Annotated in this window: 18 protein-coding genes and 1 pseudogene; 15 read left to right on the top strand and 4 right to left on the bottom strand. The window is 47.5% G+C overall.

Translation table 11 applies throughout. The features are described 5' to 3' along the window. Positions 1–79: 79 nt before the first annotated feature. Positions 80–1,033, top strand: a complete 954-nt coding sequence (locus tag ACXN9U_RS12965) for an L-lactate dehydrogenase (protein ID WP_060963654.1) — start codon at positions 80–82, stop codon at positions 1,031–1,033. 41 nt (positions 1,034–1,074) lie between these two features. Here ACXN9U_RS12965 and ACXN9U_RS12960 read toward each other — a convergent pair whose 3' ends face one another. Next, positions 1,075–2,607: an MDR family MFS transporter gene (locus ACXN9U_RS12960; RefSeq protein ID WP_060963653.1), complete on the bottom strand. Its 1,533-nt coding sequence runs from the start codon at positions 2,605–2,607 to the stop codon at positions 1,075–1,077. Positions 2,608–2,720: 113 nt separating this feature from the next. Here ACXN9U_RS12960 and ACXN9U_RS12955 point away from each other — a divergent pair, with 113 nt between their 5' ends. The 3 genes from ACXN9U_RS12955 to ACXN9U_RS12945 all read left to right on the top strand — a co-directional run bounded on the left by ACXN9U_RS12955 (position 2,721) and on the right by ACXN9U_RS12945 (position 4,698). Then, positions 2,721–3,182, top strand: a complete 462-nt coding sequence (locus ACXN9U_RS12955; RefSeq protein ID WP_016936822.1) for a MarR family transcriptional regulator — start codon at positions 2,721–2,723, stop codon at positions 3,180–3,182. Between the two features lie 63 nt (positions 3,183–3,245). After that, positions 3,246–3,875: a LysE family translocator gene (locus ACXN9U_RS12950; RefSeq protein ID WP_060963652.1), complete on the top strand. Its 630-nt coding sequence runs from the start codon at positions 3,246–3,248 to the stop codon at positions 3,873–3,875. Between the two features lie 67 nt (positions 3,876–3,942). Next, positions 3,943–4,698 carry a YqcI/YcgG family protein gene (locus ACXN9U_RS12945; protein WP_489201753.1) on the top strand — a complete coding sequence of 252 codons (756 nt, stop codon included), beginning with the start codon at positions 3,943–3,945 and terminating at the stop codon, positions 4,696–4,698. On the opposite strand, the gene ACXN9U_RS12940 is transcribed toward ACXN9U_RS12945, so the two are convergent. Then, positions 4,693–6,021: an amino acid permease gene (locus ACXN9U_RS12940; protein ID WP_489201752.1), complete on the bottom strand. Its 1,329-nt coding sequence runs from the start codon at positions 6,019–6,021 to the stop codon at positions 4,693–4,695. The genes ACXN9U_RS12945 and ACXN9U_RS12940 overlap by 6 nt on opposite strands. A 124-nt stretch (positions 6,022–6,145) precedes the next feature. Between ACXN9U_RS12940 and ACXN9U_RS12935 the strand changes: the two genes are divergently transcribed. Further along, positions 6,146–6,742 carry a DUF1989 domain-containing protein gene (locus ACXN9U_RS12935; protein WP_060963649.1) on the top strand — a complete coding sequence of 199 codons (597 nt, stop codon included), beginning with the start codon at positions 6,146–6,148 and terminating at the stop codon, positions 6,740–6,742. A gap of 134 nt (positions 6,743–6,876) precedes the next feature. Then, the gene (nadE, locus tag ACXN9U_RS12930) at positions 6,877–7,695 is read left to right on the top strand and encodes an NAD(+) synthase (protein ID WP_060963648.1); all 819 of its coding nucleotides are present in this window, start codon (positions 6,877–6,879) and stop codon (positions 7,693–7,695) included. Positions 7,696–7,741: 46 nt separating this feature from the next. Here the strand turns inward: nadE and ACXN9U_RS12925 are convergent, their stop codons facing one another. Further along, on the bottom strand, positions 7,742–8,026 hold the full coding sequence (locus ACXN9U_RS12925; RefSeq protein ID WP_003156618.1) for an antimicrobial peptide LCI: 285 nt from the start codon (positions 8,024–8,026) through the stop codon (positions 7,742–7,744). A 90-nt stretch (positions 8,027–8,116) separates the two neighbouring features. Continuing rightward, positions 8,117–8,905, bottom strand: a complete 789-nt coding sequence (locus tag ACXN9U_RS12920; protein ID WP_060963647.1) for a sugar phosphate isomerase/epimerase family protein — start codon at positions 8,903–8,905, stop codon at positions 8,117–8,119. Between the two features lie 206 nt (positions 8,906–9,111). Between ACXN9U_RS12920 and ACXN9U_RS12915 the strand changes: the two are divergent. The 9 genes and pseudogenes from ACXN9U_RS12915 (at position 9,112) to ACXN9U_RS12875 (ending at position 19,863) form a co-directional block, all read left to right on the top strand. Beyond that, positions 9,112–10,424: pseudogene (locus ACXN9U_RS12915) on the top strand (MFS transporter). Positions 10,425–10,518: 94 nt separating this feature from the next. After that, entirely contained in the window at positions 10,519–11,079 is a 561-nt protein-coding gene (locus ACXN9U_RS12910) for a shikimate kinase (protein ID WP_003156609.1), read from the top strand. 177 nt (positions 11,080–11,256) lie between these two features. Continuing rightward, positions 11,257–12,213, top strand: coding sequence for a cephalosporin C deacetylase (cah, locus tag ACXN9U_RS12905; RefSeq protein WP_489201751.1), 957 nt, complete (start codon positions 11,257–11,259; stop codon positions 12,211–12,213). 65 nt (positions 12,214–12,278) lie between these two features. Next, a complete protein-coding gene (locus ACXN9U_RS12900; RefSeq protein ID WP_489201750.1) occupies positions 12,279–13,064 on the top strand; it encodes a nucleotidyltransferase domain-containing protein in 786 nt (261 codons plus the stop codon). A 187-nt stretch (positions 13,065–13,251) separates the two neighbouring features. Next, on the top strand, positions 13,252–14,163 hold the full coding sequence (locus ACXN9U_RS12895) for a proline dehydrogenase family protein (RefSeq protein ID WP_101605621.1): 912 nt from the start codon (positions 13,252–13,254) through the stop codon (positions 14,161–14,163). 17 nt (positions 14,164–14,180) lie between these two features. Continuing rightward, a complete protein-coding gene (pruA, locus tag ACXN9U_RS12890) occupies positions 14,181–15,728 on the top strand; it encodes an L-glutamate gamma-semialdehyde dehydrogenase (protein WP_016936812.1) in 1,548 nt (515 codons plus the stop codon). Positions 15,729–15,819: 91 nt separating this feature from the next. Continuing rightward, complete coding sequence (gene putP, locus ACXN9U_RS12885; RefSeq protein ID WP_082761627.1) at positions 15,820–17,274, top strand: sodium/proline symporter PutP; 1,455 nt, start codon at positions 15,820–15,822, stop codon at positions 17,272–17,274. Between the two features lie 157 nt (positions 17,275–17,431). Continuing rightward, a complete protein-coding gene (gene putR / locus ACXN9U_RS12880) occupies positions 17,432–18,667 on the top strand; it encodes a proline utilization transcriptional regulator PutR (protein WP_060963644.1) in 1,236 nt (411 codons plus the stop codon). A gap of 185 nt (positions 18,668–18,852) precedes the next feature. Next, positions 18,853–19,863 carry an NAD(P)/FAD-dependent oxidoreductase gene (locus ACXN9U_RS12875; protein ID WP_060963643.1) on the top strand — a complete coding sequence of 337 codons (1,011 nt, stop codon included), beginning with the start codon at positions 18,853–18,855 and terminating at the stop codon, positions 19,861–19,863. The last annotated feature ends 15 nt before the right edge of the window (positions 19,864–19,878 follow it).

The raw sequence follows: 19,878 nt of genomic DNA, 5'->3' as shown, positions 1-19,878 counted from the left end.
TGTGAAATAGTGCACAATATAAATGTGAAATACTTCACAATAAAAACAGACACCACGAAACACTGGAGGATAAGCATACATGATGAACGAACGAGTGAACAAAGTAGCATTAATCGGAGCAGGTTTTGTTGGAAGCAGTTATGCATTTGCGTTAATTAACCAAGGGATCACAGATGAGCTTGTGATCATTGATCTAAATAAAGAAAAAGCCATGGGAGATGTCATGGATTTAAATCACGGAAAGGCATTTGCGCCTCATCCGGTGAAAACGTCTTATGGAACGTATGAAGATTGCAAGGATGCCGATATCGTGTGCATCTGTGCCGGAGCCAACCAAAAGCCGGGCGAAACGAGACTTGAGCTGGTCGAAAAAAATCTCGCCATTTTCAAAGGCATTGTCGGTGAAGTCATGGCAAGCGGATTTGACGGCATCTTCCTCGTTGCCACAAATCCGGTTGACATTCTCACTTATGCGACATGGAAATTCAGCGGTCTGCCGAAAGAACGCGTCATCGGCAGCGGCACGACACTGGATTCTGCGAGATTCCGTTATATGCTGAGTGAATATTTCGGAGCCGCTCCGCAAAACGTACACGCCCACATTATCGGCGAGCACGGCGATACCGAGCTTCCTGTATGGAGTCACGCCAATATCGGCGGAGTGCCGGTGCAGCAATTGCTGGAGAAAAATGCAGCTTACAAACAGGACGAGCTGGATCAGATCGTTAACGATGTGAAAAACGCCGCCTATCATATTATTGAGAAAAAAGGCGCGACATATTACGGAGTGGCGATGAGCCTCGCCCGCATCACAAAAGCGATTTTGCGTAATGAAAACAGTATTTTAACCGTCAGCACATATCTGGACGGGCAATACGGTGTAAACGACGTCTTTATCGGCATTCCGGCCGTCGTCAATCGGAACGGCATCGCCGGTGTGACGGAACTTGAGCTGAATGAAACAGAACAGGCTCAATTCAGCCATAGCGCAAACGTGCTGAAAGACATTCTCGCTCCGCATTTCGCGGAGTAAACAAAAAAGCAGTACATGGCAAATACCATGTACTGCTTTTTTTAATTCGCTTTTTTCACCATTTCCTGAGAGGTTTTCACTCTCGCTTTTCCCATAAACAAAATGGTGATGGCCGCGATGACGATCGGCGCCAGAGCAAGCGTGAATACATACGTGATGCTCTGCGACATTGCGTCAATAATTTGATCCAGAATGTGCGGCGGAATATGAGCGCGCGTGCCGGCCTGGAAAATGTCCTGAGGATTTCCGATGTTCTGCATCGCGCCGCCCGCTCCTTTCATGCCGCTGAATGAATCGGTCAGCTTGTTGGTAAACACATTCGTCTGGATGGTTCCGAAAATCGTCACACCGAGTGTCATGCCGAATGATCTCAAAAACGAGTTTGTTGAGTTGGCGCTTCCGCGGTAGCGCGGCTCGAGATCGTTCATGGACGCTGCCGGCAGCAGTGAGAAGTTGAAGCCGACGCCGAATCCAGAGATCAGCATGAATACCGTCAGCATCGTGCGCGCCGTATCCGGAGTCATATTGGAAAGCAGCAGCATTCCGATAAAGAAAGCGACCACGGAGATCAGCATCAAATTACGGAACCGCACTTTCGTCTGGAAAATCCCGCCGATCATACTTCCGATAACAGAACCGATCATCATCGGCGTCAAAATAAAGCCCGCGCTCGTCGCGGTGCTGCCGTACACAGCCTGAACGAAAATTGGGATAAATACCGCTAAAATCACAAATGTGGCTCCGTAAAGGAACGCCAGAATCTGTGCCGTGGCAAATAAACGGTTTTTAAACATCCAAAAAGAAATAATCGGTTCTTCCGCTTTTCTTTCTACAATGAAAAAGGCGATAAAGAACACGGCGAACACAGCGAACAGACCGATGATCTGAACGGAGTCCCAATCATACGTTTTTCCGCCGAGCTCAAGAGCGAACATCAGACCGACAATGGAAACCACCAGCGTAATCGCGCCGGCCCAGTCGATTTTCTGTTTCTTGTGCTCAAGTGATTCTTTATAGTAACGAAGAATGAAAAATAACGATAGGATGCCGATCGGCACGTTGATGTAAAATACCCAGTGCCAGCTGATGGAGTCGGTAATGAGTGCGCCTAAAAGCGGTCCGAGAACGCTGGACAGGCCGAAAACGGCGCCGAACATCCCCGACATTTTTCCGCGTTTTTCAGGTGGAAATAAATCAAAAATGATGGTGAAAGCGATCGGCATCAGCGCGCCTCCGCCGATTCCCTGAATGACGCGGTAAATAATAAGCTGGTCCATTGTTTGGGCGATTCCGCATAATGCCGATCCGATTAAGAAAAGAATGAGACCGAATAAAAAGAAACGTTTCCGCCCGTACATATCGGACAGTTTGCCGTAAATCGGCATACCGGCCATTACGGCTACCATGTATGATGCTGTCACCCATGCGAACTTATCGAAACTTCCGAGGTCCGCCACGATATTTCCCATCGCGGTAGCAACGATTGTATTGTCCATAGCCGACATTAAAATGCCCAGCAAAAGGCCGATGACGACAAACTTCGTCGAGGCGTCCTTCGCGGCTGTTTGTTCCATGCTTTTTCCTCCTATACTTACTTTTGATCATCAAATTTGCTATGATCATATTAGATTTGCCGGAAATTATCTTGATCGTCAAGATAAATTGATTTTATAGGGAGGCCTGTCACTTGTCAACAAGAAATACCAGAAGCGAGACGGAGGAAACTGCGATACAGTTATTCCGGAAGATGGCCACAAGGACGATCCTGTTTCATCAGGCGGCCGCTCAATCTCTCGGTCTGTTTCCGACCGATTTGAAATCAGCTGATATTTTAAATGAAGCAGGCCCAATGACCGCGGGCGAGCTTGGGAAAAAAACCGGCCTCAGCACAGGTTCGGTAACGGCGCTCATTGACCGGCTCGAAAAAGCGGGATATGTCATGAGGAAAAAAGATCCCGAAGATAAACGGCGGGTGATCATTGTGCCGCTGACAGCCGGAAAAGCGAACGTGAAACAATTGTTCAGCTCCTTATCCCAGTCCACGATCAGCCTTTGCCGGCAATATAAAGAAGAAGAACTGCACCTGATATTCGACTTTCTCAAAAAAGTGACGGACATAATGGAAGATGAGCTTGAGAAATTAAAATAATATATCATAGCCCGGCCCATTCATGAATAATTTGTACAAGTTGCATGAATGAGGGGGAAGCCAATGAACATCTTTGTAAGCTACATCGTTCTCGGGCTGTCATTGTCAGCACCTATCGGCCCGGTCAATGCGGCGCAAATTGACAAAGGCATTAAGAACGGCTTTTGGCATGCATGGATTTTCGGTCTTGGCGCCATGGCGGCAGAAGGGCTGTATATGATTCTGATCTATTTCGGGCTGTTTCAATTTTTGACGGCGCCTTTCGTGAAGACGTTTTTGTGGCTTTTCGGTTTTTTTGTGCTGACCTACACGGGCGTCGAAACGTTAAAAAATATAAGGGAAGCCATGAACGTCAGAAGCGGAAAAGGAAAACCGGCTTTTTACAAAACATTCGGCGCGGGATTTTTTATTTCTCTTTCCAATCCGCTGAGCATTTTATTCTGGCTCGGCATATACGGCAGCATTCTCGCCAAAACCGCTGAATCCTTCGATGAGAACCAGCTTTTGATTTACAGCTCCGGCATTCTTCTCGGCATTTTGATCTGGGATTTCTGCATGGCGATTGCCGCAAGCTCTTTCAGAAATCTTCTCCACGAAAAAGCGCTTCGCTGGCTGACGGGAGCGGCAGGTGTGTCTTTGATCGGTTTTGGTTTTTATTTCGGATGGCAGGGGATTCAAATGCTCATCTCATAAATAGAAGGACTGTCACCCATCGCCTATCTCCATCATAACGTATCATGACGATACTGGAGGTGGGCCAATGGCAAGCGGGCTGTACACAAAAAGTTGCCTTGAGAAAAATTTATTGGATCTGACAAAATGGCAGAGAATTGCTTTTGAGCTTCTATCAGAAAAAGTAGGAGATGAAGCGGACGCATTTCCGTGCATACCCGGACGTCAGGGGTTTCTGACAGATCAGCTTCGGATATCCTTTGCGGGTGATCCCCGTGAGCAGGGAACCCCGGAGGAAGTGGGGCTGCTGCTGTCCGAATACGGAAAAATCTCAAGGGAAACCGGAAGATACGCGTCGCTGCTTGTGATTTTTGATACGCCTGAGGATTTAGCTGAACATTATTCCATTGAGGCGTATGAAGAGCTGTTCTGGTCTTTTTTAAACCGGCTGAGCGGCTGCGATCCGAAAGACTGGCCGGAAGATATGCCGGAAGATCCTGAACATTATAAATGGGAGTTCTGCTTTGACGGCGAGCCGTATTTTATTCTGTGCGCAACGCCTGCGCATAAAGCGAGACAAAGCAGAAGCTTCCCGTTTTTTATGCTGGCGTTTCAGCCGAGATGGGTTTTTGAAGGATTAAATGATTCAACCGCGTTCGGACGAAACATGAGCCGGCTGATCAGAAAACGCTTAGAGGCGTATGATGAAGCCCCTCTTCATCCCCGATTGGGGTGGTACGGAGGAAAAGACAATTTAGAATGGAAGCAATATTTCCTCCGTGATGATGAGACGCAAGTGTCAAAATGTCCTTTTTCCTATTTGAAAAGATTGTTTAAGCTATGATCCGGCAGGGCTGTGTCCCTGCTTTTTTTGTACGATCCATGTCACGATCGCAATGACGGCAAGAAAACAAAGGCTGACCAGAAAACCGGGCCGGCTCGATTTCTCAAACAGCGTCCCGGAGACGGCTGCCGCAATCAGCACGAGGGCGATAAAAATCTGTGCCGTTCCCGATTTTGTCGGTTCGATCAGTTTCTTGCCTGAGAACAAAATGAACAGCCACGTATACAGAAGCATCAGGCCTGCCGCGGTGGTCATGTGTTCATATATACTTTTCGGCAGCACCAATGACAGGATGATAGAGACGATGAGTCCGGCGGATGTCAATCCGAGCGCAGGCCAGCAGATTTTTTTATTTTCCTTCAATCTGAAGCATTTCGGCGCATCTCCGTCATCAGCCATCGTACAAAGCAATGTCGTCACGGCAAACAGCGAGGCGACGAGCGTAGAAAATCCCGCAATAATAAAAATCCCGTTAAAAATATCAAGAATGACATCTAAATGAAAGCCTTTCAGAGATGTAATAAACGGGCTGTCCTGTTCGGTGAATTTGCCCAGCGGCACTAACAATAGCGCCAGGCCGAGAGAAATGACGTAAATCACCGCAAGAACGATAAGCATCAGTCTGCCTGATTTTGAGGCTTCCTCCGGCTTTTTCAAATGTACGGTCATCAGCCCCAAGACCTCAATTCCCCCGAAAGCGTAAAACGCATAAATCAGTCCCGTCCACAAACCCATTGCTCCGTGCGGGAACAAATCCTTTGATTCATTCGGCACCTGGACATCCGGTTTGTGAGAAAATATACCGCACAGCGCCAAAATGGCGATGACGATAAACATAAAAATGGCCGCCGTCTTGACAACAGCGAGCACATTCTCCGTTTTTTGAAAAACGGACAGCCCCGTAAAAATAATTAAAAGACCGAGCACTGCATAGATGGAGGCGAGAATCCACAGCGGTATATTCGGAAACCAATGCTTCGTAAACAGTGAGATGGCTGTCAGCTGGCTTCCCGTAATCAGCATTTCAGACGACCAGTACACCCAGCCGTTGCTGAAACCGGCCCAAGAGCCGAAAGCCTTTCTCGCATAAGCGCAAAAAGACCCCTTTTCGGGCTGCTTAGCCGAAAGCTTCGCGAGCTGCTCAAAGACAAAATAGGTGCCGAGCCCGGCAATGAGAAATGAGATCAGCGCGGAATATCCGCTTTTGACAATAGCGATACTGGACCCGAGAAAAAAGCCCGTCCCGATCGTGCAGCCGACGCCGATTAAAGAGAGCTGCCACCAAGCGAGATTTCCTTTAGGCTGGTCCTGTGATTTACCCATGTAATTCAACCCCTTTATCAAAGCTTAGATTGCGGCCGGCAGAACGGGAATATACATCCAATAAATTGCTTTACATGAAACAAACGGCCGGGGTTCATAATAGAAGAAAAAAAGGAGCAGTCTGATGACACAGCAATTTATCGTACCGCCGAAAAAAGGGATCGGCCTGAAGGTTCACAAAGGGCAGATTATAAAAGTAGTCGATGTGGAAGGGCAGCAGGTGGCTGATTTTACGGCGTATCATGCCAAGGACTTTTATGAGCATCTTGATCAGGGCGCGACGATTGATGCCAATCAGTCCATTCATGTGAAAACGGGCGATCATATTTATTCAAATTTATATAAGCCGATGCTGACGCTGATTGAAGATACTGTCGGCAAGCATGACCTGCTGCTTCCCGCCTGTCGTCCGGATATGAACAGGCTTTTATACGGAAAGCATAAAGATGAGCTCCAGGATACGTGCTATGACAATATGAGCGGGGCGCTTGAACCATTCGGGGTGCCGCGGCCGCATATGCATTACCCGTTTGCCATCTTTATGAATACGGTGCTTGATGAGAAGGGGAACTTGTCAGTCGAAACGCCTCTGTCTGCTGCGGGTGATTACGTACGGCTCCGTGCGGAAATGGATCTCGTCGTCGCGTTTTCATCCTGCCCGATCGAAAAAGGAAAATGCAACGGCGACAGCATTACGGCGCTGCGGGTGGAAATCAGCTGATCCCGGTGTATTTGATTCACTTAAAAACTGCACCTGTGATATATTTAACAGAGAGTCGTACATAGTGGCATGATTCATTTTCAGCATGAACGGGAAATGAATCATAAAGAAACAATGCAGGAGGAGTGATTGGGATGAGCATCCAGAAACAAATTATGAATGATCTCCACGTAAAACCCTCAATTGATCCGAAACAAGAAATTGAGGACAGAGTGAACTTTTTGAAACAATATTTGAAAAAAACAGGTGCCAAAGGCTTTGTGCTCGGCATCAGCGGGGGGCAGGATTCCACGCTTGCGGGACGCCTCGCCCAATTGGCGGCTGAACGCATCAGAGAGGAAGGCGGAGACGCGGAGTTTATCGCCGTCCGTCTTCCGCACGGTGCACAGCAGGATGAGGATGACGCCCAATTGGCACTCAAATTCATTAAGCCTGATCAATCATGGACGTTTGATATTAAGTCCGCTGTCAGCGCGTTCGCCGATCAGTACAAAAAAGAAACGGGCGATCAGCTGACTGATTTTAACAAAGGAAATGTAAAAGCCAGAATGAGAATGATCGCGCAATATGCCATCGGCGGACAAGAGGGGCTGCTTGTCATCGGTACCGACCATGCGGCTGAAGCGGTGACCGGTTTCTTCACGAAATACGGTGACGGCGGAGCTGACCTGCTGCCGCTGACCGGATTAACGAAACGACAGGGCAGACGTTTATTAGAAGAGCTCGGCGCGCCGGAACGCCTGTATTTGAAATTACCGACGGCCGATCTGCTCGATGAAAAACCGCAGCAGACGGACGAGACAGAGCTCGGCATCACATACAATGACATTGATGATTATTTAGAAGGCAAGGACGTTTCTTCCGAAGTGATTGAGGCGTTGGAAAAACGCTATCTCAGTACGGAACATAAGCGTCAGGTGCCGGCATCAATGTTTGATGATTGGTGGAAATAGAAATAAAAAACCTCCCTTTTGAAAGGGAGGTTTTTGTTTATCGTTTTTATTTATCTACACTTTCATAAATCCCTACCCAATACCCTTTGCTGCTGTCATAGTATTTGCTTTTGAAAATCCACTTTGTTCCATCTAAAACGAAAGAAGCAGCGAAGTTGCCGTTAGGGCTTTGAACGAGTTTGATGGCATTAATACCGGCATCTGCTTTCGTTGAGATTGGGCTATTTTCCACGGATGCGGATGCTGTTGGTGATGCGGCAAAGGCAGGAGCGGCAGACATCAGTAAGGCAAGAGACAGCGCAGAACCGGTTAACACTTTTTTGAATTTCATTTCGAACACTTCCTTTTCAAATGAAATGTACTACAGTGTTAATAATTAGATGATCATCCATAAAATTCCTTCTACGTTTCTAAAATTTTTTTATTTCTTAAAGCAGTGCCTGATCTCATTCAATGATTCTTTCATATGCGCTTCAGCATGACGACCGAAGTATTCGAGTGACACGAATCCGCCGTATTGCCTGTTCAACAGTTCTTTCAGAAAGGGTTCCTGCCGTAAATCGCCTTGCAGAACAGACACCGGCTTGCTGAGATACCAGTTGTCAAAATTCCAGTGATAGTTTTTCAGGTGGATATGGCTGACGGTATGATACAGTTTTTCTAAAGCAGACATTTGGTCCACGTGATTGACGTGAAGGTTGGAGCCGTCAAAAATGATGCGGACCCGCGGATGTCCGACATCCTCTAAAAATGCCAGCGCCGCTTCCGGTGTATCCGCGTACGTATCGTAATGAATCTCAAGCCCGATATTGACGTCATAGTCATCTGCGAGCAGTGCCGCCTCCTGAAATTGATCCACCGCACGCTCCCACTTTTCCGGTGACGTCCGGTGCGAAGGCAGATTGCCGGCAAAGACTCTGATCAAAGGGCTGTGCAGCTGCCTCGCCGCGCTTAATGCCCTTTGAACATCCTTTAACGCCTGCCTTTCATCCTGAGTGGCGAAGTCAGTGTACAAGCTGACAGCGGGCACTTCGAAGCCTTCCTCCTGAAGCTGCTGTTCAAGCCTGTCGAGCGGGCCGATTTCTTTTATATATTGTTTGGCGTGGCCGTACCACAGTTCGATTCCGTCAAAGGAGTGCTCTTTTCCGAAAGAAATGACATCGAGAATATGCTTTTTTTTAAACCCTGTCGTGCAAAAGCTCAGTTTCATCGGTAATCCTCCCGTTAACTGTCTATCCTATATGTGTTTTTTCCCCGGATAAGCTGCGGATAAACAGATGAAAAGGGTAAACACTTTTTTTATGGAAGCGGTGCAGTATTGAACACAAATTGTTTAGCGCTTTTTTGCGTCAAAGTATTAAATAATTGCTCGAAGTGTTGTACAATTAATGTCATTCGAGTAAGGGGGAGAAGCCATTGAAAAATGAAACAGAGCTGACGGACTTCAGGCCCGTCCGCAATAAACCGACTCGCGCTCGTTATGTGATACTGATTCTTTTGTTTTTTATCACTGCGATTAATTATATAGACCGTGCAAGTGTATCCATCGCCGCCCCGTCCATTCAGACTTCGCTGAACATAAGCCCCGCGCTTTTGGGCGTCGTATTTTCCGCATTCAGCTGGACCTATACGGGTATGCAGATTCCCGGCGGGCTTATTTTGGACAAATTCGGGTCAAAACGGACGTACGGAGTTTCTTTATTTGTCTGGTCGGTTTTCACCGGAGTGCAAGCTTTTGCGGCCAGTTTCGGATTTTTATTCGGCTGCCGCCTGATTATCGGGCTGGCTGAATCGCCTGCCTTTCCCGCAAACAACCGGATTGTCACGACATGGTTTCCGAGGAGGGAACGCGCCTTTGCGACGGGTGTTTACACAGCGGGGGAATATGTCGGACTGGCGTTCGCCACACCGGTTTTATTCTGGGTATTAACGGCATTCGACTGGCGAGCCGTCTTTATTTCTTCAGGGCTGCTCGGGCTTGTTTTCTCCGTTTTCTGGTTTAAGATGTATCAGGGGAGCCGAACCGGTATCGGAAAGTGAACCGGGAAGAGCTTGAATATATTAAAGAAGGCGGCGGGCTGACAGAGGTGTCTGAATCAGCCGGCAGGATCACGTGGCGGGATTTCGTCCAGCTTCTTAAATACCGCAAGCTTGTCGGCTTGTATATTGGCCAATTCGCCGTAGCGTCCACGCTGTTCTTCTTTTTGACATGGTTTCCGACTTATCTGGCGGAGGCAAAGCACATGGCTTTCTTAAAAGTCGGCTTCGCCGCATCAATCCCGTATATCGCCGCCTTTTTCGGCGTATTGTTCGGCGGATTTTGGTCTGACGGCATGATGAAGCGGGGCGTATCAGTGAACGTTGCCCGAAAGACGCCCGTTATCCTCGGTCTTCTGTTGACGGGCTCCATCGTGCTCGCGAATGTTACGGATTCTTCCCCGGCGGTTTTGGCGATCTTATCCATTGCTTCTTTTGCGCAGGGCATGTCCAATATTTCCTGGACGATGCTGAGTGAAGTGGCGCCAAGCGAGACAATCGGATTGGCAGGGGGCGTGTTTAACTTTTTCGCCAATATGGCCGGTATTATCACGCCGCTTATCATCGGGTTTATCGTCTCTGCGACCGGTTCATACAACGGAGCGATTCTGTTTGTCGGCGCTGTCGCCTTTATCGGGGCGTTTTCTTATATTTTCATTGTCGGAAAGGTGGAACGTATTACGCTCCGGTAGATCGAAAAACTCATCGCATTATCTCTATATTTCAATATGGAGTTATCATATAATAAACATAACTTTTTCATTCCTTAGGAGGATTTCGCCGAAGATGAACGCAAAACGTGCCATTCCCGTAAGAGAAAGAAATATTGTACTGATCGGATTCATGGGTGTCGGTAAGACAACAATCGGCCAGCTGGTCGCTAAAAAATTATACAGAGACTTCATTGATATTGATTTGCAGATTGAGAAAGATTTCAACATGTCCATTCCGGAAATGTTTGAGAAAAAGGGTGAAGCCTTTTTCCGTCAGACTGAAAAGGACTATATATTAGATATTTGCCGCAATACGAAATTCAAGATCGTGTCTCTTGGGGGCGGTTCGTTTAAACAAGAGGAAATCAGACAATGCTGTCTGGAAAACTGTCTCGTGCTCCATCTTGATTTATCATGGGAGAATTGGAAGCAGCGGGCTGACCTGCTGATTGAAAGCCGTCCCGTTCTGCATAACCGTTCAATGGATGAAATGCAGCAGCTCTTTAACGAGCGCCAAAGCATCTATGATAAACATAATTCAAAAGTGGCAACGGATAATCTGGAACCTGAAGAAATTGCCGATTATATCGTTGAAACGTTAAAAATCGGCTGGGACCTGTATCAGCCGATGTAAAAAGAGCTGTGCCGCTGTGAGCGCACAGCTCTTTTTTGTTTTCTGTTAAACAAACGTTTGATAAAAAGTGAAAGCGTCCGCCGATCATTTATAAAAATGTTTAGAAAATAAGGGTAAAATCATGTTAAGATAGAGTCAGAAAATTAAATCTTATAAAACAAAGGAGAATAATCGGATATGCAATTATACGACTTGCCGCTTGAGCAACTGCAAACCTATAAACCAAATAAAACCGCTCCTCATGACTTTGAGGATTTTTGGGCATCATCATTACATGAGCTTGCAAAGGAAGAGGCAAAGCCTGATTTGACGCCTGAAAGCTACCCGGCTGACGGCGTGAAAGTATTCCGGCTGAAATACCGAAGCTTCGGCAAGGCGGAAATTGAGGGATGGTACGCCGTTCCCGACCGAAAAGGCCCGCATCCGGCCATCGTGAAATACCACGGCTACAACGCAAGCTATGACGGGGATATACATGACATCGTAAATTGGGCGCTTCACGGATATGCCGCGTTCGGGATGCTTGTCCGCGGCCAGCACAGCAGCACAGATACAAGCGTCTCACCGCACGGACACGTTCCCGGCTGGATGACGAAAGGGATTTTAGACAAAGATACATATTATTACCGCGGTGTGTACTTAGACGCAGTAAGGGCTCTTGAAGTCATCAGCAGCTTTGATGAAGTGGATGAAACGAGAATCGCCGTCATCGGGGGGAGCCAGGGAGGCGGGCTTTCCATCGCCGCGGCGGCGCTTTCCGACATTCCGAGAGCGGTTGCGGCTGATTATCCGTACTTAAGCAATTTTGAGCGGGCGATTGATGTCGCACTTGATGAGCCGTATCTTGAGATTAACTCCTTTTTCAGAAAAAACGGCAGCCCTGAAACGGAGAAGGCCGCGATGAATACACTGGCCTATTTTGATATCATGAATCTGGCGGACCGCGTAAAGGTGCCGGTTCTCATGTCCATCGGGCTGATTGACCGGGTGACTCCGCCGTCGACGGTATTTGCCGCTTACAATCATCTGGAAACGGAAAAAGAATTGAAAGTTTACCGGTATTTCGGCCATGAATATATACCTTCTTTCCATACGGAAAAGCTGGCCTTTCTGAAAGCGCATCTGAAAGGCTGACAGCAGTGAAAAGCCCAAGTGTTTGGGCTTTTTTCATGAATGATGACGGAAAAGGACGGATACAAATGAAACAAAGGATCATTGAAGAATTAAAACGAATTGAGGCAAAGCACGACGTTAAGGTGCTTTACGCCGTAGAATCGGGAAGCCGCGCATGGGGATTTCCGTCAAGCGAAAGCGACTACGATGTACGGTTTCTCTATGTGCCGAAAAAAGAATGGTACTTTTCCATTGAGCCGCATAGGGATGTCATAGAAGAGCCGATCCATGACATGCTTGACGTCAGCGGCTGGGAACTGAGAAAAGCCCTGCGGCTCTGTAAAAAATCAAATCCGCCTCTTTTGGAATGGCTTTCTTCTGAGATGATCTATTATGAAGCTTTCACAGCGGCTGAAAAGCTCCGAAAACTGAAAAACCGCGCCTTTTCGCCCGAAGCATGCCTCTATCATTATCTCAATATGGCAAAGCGGAATGAAAAAACGGAATTGCGGGGCAGTGAAGTGAAGATTAAAAAGTATTTTTATGTCCTGCGGCCTCTCCTTGCCTGCAAGTGGATTGAAACGTTCGGCACCGTACCGCCGATGTCATTTCCTGTACTGGCAGATGCCCTATTGACGGATGAAGCGCTCATTTCTGAAATCAGCACACTGCTTACAAGGAAAAAAAGCGGACAGGAACTGGCTCCGGAACCCGGAAATACGATCATTCATGCCTTTATAGAAGAGGAAATAGAACGCATCGGGCAGTATGCCAAAACGGTCAAAACACCGAAACCGGATATAACGGACGAACTGAATCAGCTATTGATTCAGACCGTCGAAGAGGCTTGGGAAGAAAAAGGCGGGAATTGACGATTTCTATCATTTCCGTCCGCCTTTTTTCGGCATGATCCGCCTGCTCTCTAAGAAGCTGATTGTGGAAAAACCACAAAAATTTATCAGAATCTTTGTATTTTTAGAATATTGTGAGAGGATGTTTTGTCCATTTACAATAGACTCATACAAATACTTCTTAGATTGCGGGGTGTTAAGGTTGGAAGTGATTACAAGAGATTTTTTCTTATTTTTATCCAAGAGCAGCTTTCTCAATAAGATGGCGCGAGGCTGGGGAAGCCGTGTGGCAGCCGGCAAAATCATCGGAGGAATGGATATCCGCAGTTCTATCCCGACAATCCGACATTTGAACAGCCAAGGGCTGTCAGTTACTGTCGATCATTTGGGTGAATTTGTCAACAGCGGTGATGTCGCGAAAGAACGCACCGAGGAGTGCATGCAGACCATCGCTTTAATCGCTGATGAACAGCTGAATTCCCAAGTGTCATTAAAAATGACGTCTTTAGGTCTTGATATAGATCTCGATCTCGTCTATGAAAATATGACGAAAATCCTCCAGACGGCGGAAAAACATAAAGTCATGGTGACGATTGACATGGAGGATGAGACGAGATGCCAGAAAACGCTGGATATCTTTAAAGACTTCCGAAGCCGGTATGAATACGTAAGCACCGTGGTGCAGGCTTATCTGTACAGAACGGAGAAGGACCTTGATGATCTTGACCCGCTGAATCCGTTTCTGCGCCTTGTCAAAGGAGCCTATAAAGAATCGGAAAAGGTGGCCTATCCTGAAAAAAGCGATGTAGATGAAAATTATAAAAGACTCATCCGCAAACAGCTTTTAAAGGGACATTATACGGCAATTGCCACGCATGACGACAAGATGATCGAGTTCACAAAGCAGCTTGTCAAAGAGCACGGCATTCCACACGACCGCTTTGAGTTTCAGATGCTGTACGGTATGCGCTCGCAAACCCAGCTCAGCCTAGTGGAAGAAGGATACAACATGAGAGTCTACCTGCCTTACGGCGATGATTGGTACGGCTATTTCATGAGACGGCTCGCTGAACGCCCCTCAAATATCGCATTCGCCTTTAAAGGGATGACTAAGAAGTAAAAAAGGGAGAGATGACAATGACTACACCTTATAAACACGAACCATTCACGAATTTCCAAGATCAATCGAACGTTGAAGAATTCAAGAAAGCGCTTGCGAAGGTAAGCGAGTATCTGGGAAAAGATTATCCTCTTGTCATTAACGGTGAGAGAGTGGAAACAGAAGCGAAAATCGTTTCAATCAACCCGGCTGATAAAGAAGAAGTTGTCGGCAGAGTGTCAAAAGCTTCTCAAGAGCACGCTGAGCAAGCGATTGAAGCGGCTGCGAAAGCGTTCGAAGAGTGGAGATATACATCTCCTGAAGAAAGAGCGGCTGTCCTGTTCCGCGCGGCTGCCAAAGTCCGCAGAAGAAAACATGAATTCTCCGCTTTGCTTGTAAAAGAAGCAGGAAAGCCTTGGAACGAGGCGGATGCGGATACAGCTGAAGCGATCGACTTCATGGAGTACTATGCGCGCCAAATGATCGAACTGGCAAAAGGCAAGCCGGTCAACAGCCGCGAAGGCGAGAAGAACCAATATGTCTACACACCGACAGGCGTAACGGTCGTCATTCCGCCATGGAACTTCCTCTTTGCGATTATGGCGGGAACGACGGTGGCACCGATCGTAACGGGCAACACGGTCGTTCTTAAACCGGCAAGCGCGACACCGGTCATCGCGGCGAAATTCGTAGAAGTGCTTGAAGAATCAGGCCTTCCGAAGGGCGTTGTCAACTTTGTGCCGGGAAGCGGAGCGGAAGTGGGAGACTATCTCGTCGATCACCCGAAAACAAGCATCATTACATTTACGGGATCACGTGAAGTCGGTACGAGAATTTTTGAACGCGCGGCGAAAGTGCAGCCGGGACAGCAGCACTTAAAGCGTGTCATTGCAGAAATGGGCGGTAAAGATACGGTTGTTGTCGATGAGGACGCGGACATTGAATTGGCGGCGCAATCCATTTTCACATCAGCATTCGGCTTCGCGGGACAAAAATGTTCTGCCGGTTCCCGCGCGGTTGTGCATGAAAAAGTATACGATGCTGTCTTGGAGCGCGTCATCGAAATTACTGAATCAAAAGTGACGGCAAGCCCTGACAGCGCTGACGTGTATATGGGGCCTGTCATCGACCAAGGCTCTTACGATAAAATCATGAGCTACATTGAAATCGGAAAAGAAGAAGGCCGTTTAGTAAGCGGCGGCACCGGAGATGATTCAAAAGGCTACTTTATCAAGCCGACGATTTTCGCTGACCTTGATCCGAAAGCCAGACTCATGCAGGAAGAAATTTTCGGGCCGGTCGTCGGGTTTTCTAAAGTATCAAACTTTGATGAAGCGCTGGAAGTGGCAAACAATACCGAATACGGTTTGACAGGAGCGGTCATTACAAATAACCGCAAACATATTGAACGGGCGAAACAGGAATTCCATGTCGGCAACCTGTACTTCAACCGCAACTGTACGGGAGCGATTGTCGGATATCATCCGTTCGGAGGCTTTAAAATGTCCGGCACTGATTCAAAAGCGGGCGGCCCGGATTATTTGGCCCTCCACATGCAGGCGAAAACAATCAGTGAAATGTTTTAAGAGGGACTGAATGGGCATCCTCCTCGCGGGGGGTGTCCATTTCACCATAAACATATAAAGCGGAGGAGGAAATGCCATAGCAAACATTCAGTTGATTATATCCATTTGTATTTATATGGCGGGCATGCTGTTTATCGGTTATTTCGCCTACAGACGGACGTCAAATCTGACGGATTACATGCTCGGGGGGCGTTCTTTAGGTCCTGCCGTCACAGCGCTCAGCGCGGGAGCGGCGGATATGAGCGGATGGCTCTTGATGGGGCTTCCGGGCGCCATGTTCTCAACGGGGTTAAGCGGCGCTTGGATTGTCATCGGCCTTGTGCTCGGAGCATGGGCGAACTGGCTTTTCGTGGCGCCGAGACTGAGAACGTATACTGAACAAGCGGGGAATTCCATCACCATTCCGGGTTTCCTTGAAAATCGTTTCGGTGATCATACGAAGCTTCTCAGACTGTTTTCAGGTCTTGTCATTCTCGTCTTTTTCACATTTTACGTATCATCGGGCATGGTGTCCGGAGGCGTCCTATTCAACAGCATTTTAGGGTTGGACTATCACACCGGCCTGTGGGTTGTGACAGGCGTCGTTGTCGCCTACACCTTGTTCGGGGGCTTTTTGGCGGTAAGCTGGACGGACTTTGTCCAAGGGATCATCATGTTTGCAGCGCTTATTCTCGTGCCGATTGTGACGATTTTTCATACGGGCGGCCCGGGAGAAACCGTTGCCGATATCCGTTCCGTCAACCCGGAACTGTTTAATATGTTCAAAGGAACGACCGTCCTTGGCATTATTTCTTTATTTGCGTGGGGGCTCGGCTATTTCGGGCAGCCGCATATTATTGTGCGCTTTATGGCGATCACATCTGTGAAAGAAATCAAACGCGCCAGACGGATCGGAATGGGATGGATGATTTTGTCTGCACTAGGCGCGCTGTTTACGGGGCTTGCGGGAATCGCGTATTACCACCAGCACGGAATGAAGCTGGCTGATCCGGAAACCATTTTTATTCAGCTTGGCAACATTCTGTTCCACCCGATTATTACGGGATTTCTCATTTCTGCGATTTTAGCGGCCATTATGAGTACGATTTCGTCTCAGCTGCTCGTTACGTCCAGTTCTTTAGTAGAGGATTTGTATAAGTCCATGTTCAGGCGTTCGGCTTCTGATAAGGAACTCGTATTTCTGGGGAGAATGGCAGTGCTTGCGGTGTCAATCATCGCCTTGGTGCTCGCCTGGGAGAAAAACAACACGATACTAGGTCTTGTCAGCTATGCATGGGCGGGATTTGGCGCGTCATTCGGGCCGGTCGTACTGCTCAGTTTATTTTGGAAACGGATGACGAAATGGGGGGCACTCGCCGGCATGATTGCGGGAGCGATTACCGTAATCATTTGGGCGAATGCCGGTCTTTCAGACTTTTTGTACGAAATCATTCCGGGCTTTGCTGTAAGCCTTGCCGCTGTATTTGTCGTCAGCTTATTGACACAGGCTCCGTCAAAAGATGTCACAGATCAGTTTCATGAGTACCGTGATACACTTTCTCAATAAAAGCAAGGAACGAGAGGAAGAAGGGACCGCCCTTTTTCCTCTTTTCACGATACAGAATTCCGGATTATGCTGTTTTGGGAATATATGAATTTTTTTCTATACAAAAAGTCACCCCTCAGAGTATGATAAAGATAAAAAGAGCATAGGAGAAATAGGTATGGAAGAGCTTTTAGAGAGAGTTTTTTCATTTACGGACATTGATAAATTAATTGATTTCATCAGTTACGAATTGCAGAAGCCCGTCATTCTGGAAAGTGCGGATTTCTTTTTGCTTGCCTATAATTCTTATTACATTAATCACTTCGACTCCGCCAATCAGCAGACGATATTTTCAAAAAAATGCCCCGTGCAGATTTTTGAGAGATTTCTGAAGGACGGGGTGATCGAAAAACTGAAAACCGTTCCTGAACCGTTCCGTGTTGAAAAAATAGACAGTATCGGGCTGAATCAGAGAGTGGTCGTAAGCGCAAAACATAAAGGGGAAGTGATGGGCTACATCTGGATTCAGGAGCTCGACCGCGATTTGACGGACGAGGAGCTCGACTTTTTATATGAAACCTCATTCCATGTCGGAAAAATCATCTATAAAACGAACCGGCTGAAACAGGAAAAGGAAGAGAGAGCGGAAGACCTGGTGAAACGGGCAATCTTTCAGCAATTCTCCTCTGAAAAGGAGTTCAAGCGGGAGGCGGAAAAGATGAACGCCGTGCTGCCGTCGGTTTTCTCGGTGGTTGTCCTGCATGCCGCAAATGGGGATGGGGAGGCAGTCGAAGATTTGAAGGAAAATATCAAATCGTACTTGAATTTGCGGGATAAAGTCAGTCATGTCTTAACCATTGATTCCAATATTGTCATCGTCGTCGCAAGCTTCTCGCAAAAAAGCTCCGGCACTTCGGCAGCATCTGAATTCATCCACAAACTGCTGACTCATTTTCACTTTCAGAAGATCCCCACTCCCATCTATATCGGAATCGGCAATGAATACAGCAGCATCCTGAAGCTCGGGAAAAGTTATATAGAAGCCCTTGAAGTCATAAAGGCCGCAGAAATTACCGGAAATCAGGAAAATATCCCGTACGAATACAGCAAGCTCGGGATCTACCGCTATCTTGAAAGCATCGAAGAAAAAAACGCCTCACTGGAATATGTAAACCATGATTTAGCTTTATTAAAAGCCAAGGATAGAGAAAGCAGCACCGAATTGCTGAAAACGTTAGAAATCTATCTCCTCAATAACTGCAAAACAAAACCAGCCGCAGAACAGCTTTTTATTCATCAAAACACATTGAACTACCGTATCAAACAGATTCTTGACATGACATCAATTAATTTAAACGACTTCAGGACAAGGTGCCAGCTGTATCTTGATATCATGCTGATGAAAAAGAAATAAAAAAGAAACCAGTCGCCGTACTGGTTTCAGCTTTAATACCCTCCCGCTTATCAATCTCAGAACCTCACCCCTTTCCCAAGATGAGAAATGAATGAACACTGCTCCTCAATGTATGTTATACTCTTAGTGATATTGATTCTCAATTAGATATGTTTGAAGTATAGATATAAACGGGAGGCAGAATAATGGCGGAAAATCATGAGGTGTATGACGTCACGATTATAGGCGGGGGCCCGATCGGCCTGTTTACGGCTTTTTATTGCGGGATGCGCGAGCTAAAAACGAAAGTGATTGAATTTTTGCCGCGGCTCGGGGGGAAAGTGTCTATGTTTTTCCCGGAAAAAATCATCCGTGATATCGGCGGAATTCCGGGGATCGCAGGGGAACAGCTGATTAAGCAGCTGATGGAGCAGGCGGCGACATTTGAGCCGGATATCGTGTTGAATCAGCGGGTGACCGGATTTGAGCGGCTGAATGACGGGACCATTGTGCTGGAAAGTTCTGAAGGGGAAAAGCACTATACACGCACCGTGATTTTGGCTGTCGGCATGGGAACGCTTGAGGTCAATGAGCTCAACAGCGAGGATGCGAGCCGTTATTCAGGGAAAAACCTTCATTATAAAGTGGAGAAGCTGGATGCGTTTGAAGGTAAGCATATCGTGATCTCCGGAGGGGGAGATGCCGCGGTTGACTGGGCGAATGAGCTGGAACCGATTGCGGCGTCTGTTACCGTCTTGCACCGCCGTGAGGAGTTCGGCGGTTTAGAAAGCAGCGTGGCGAAAATGAAGCAGTCTTCCGTGCGGGTGTTTGCGCCGTATCGTCTGAAGCATCTCAACGGCACCGGGGAACGGATCGAGAGCGTCACCGTTTGTCATACCGAGTCTGGCCATTCTGAAGACATCAAGCTTGATGAGCTCATTATCAATCACGGGTTTAAAATTGATCTCGGCCCGATGAAGGATTGGGGGCTTGAGATAGAAGAAGGCAGGATTAAAGCCGACAGACATATGCGGACCAATCTTCCAGGCGTGTTTGTTGCAGGTGACGCCGCCCATTATGAAAGCAAGCTCAGATTGATTGCCGGCGGCTTCACGGAGGGACCGACCGCCGTGAACAGCGCCAAAGCATATTTGGACCCGCAGGCGGATCAGATGGCGATGTATTCGACTCATCATAAGAAATTGGTGACACAATAAAAAAGGGAATGGCCC

The sequence above is a fragment of the Bacillus sp. BACIII genome (genome assembly GCF_057836745.1).
Note: the sequence above shows the minus strand (reverse complement) of the source record. Positions and strands in the feature narration are given on the sequence as shown.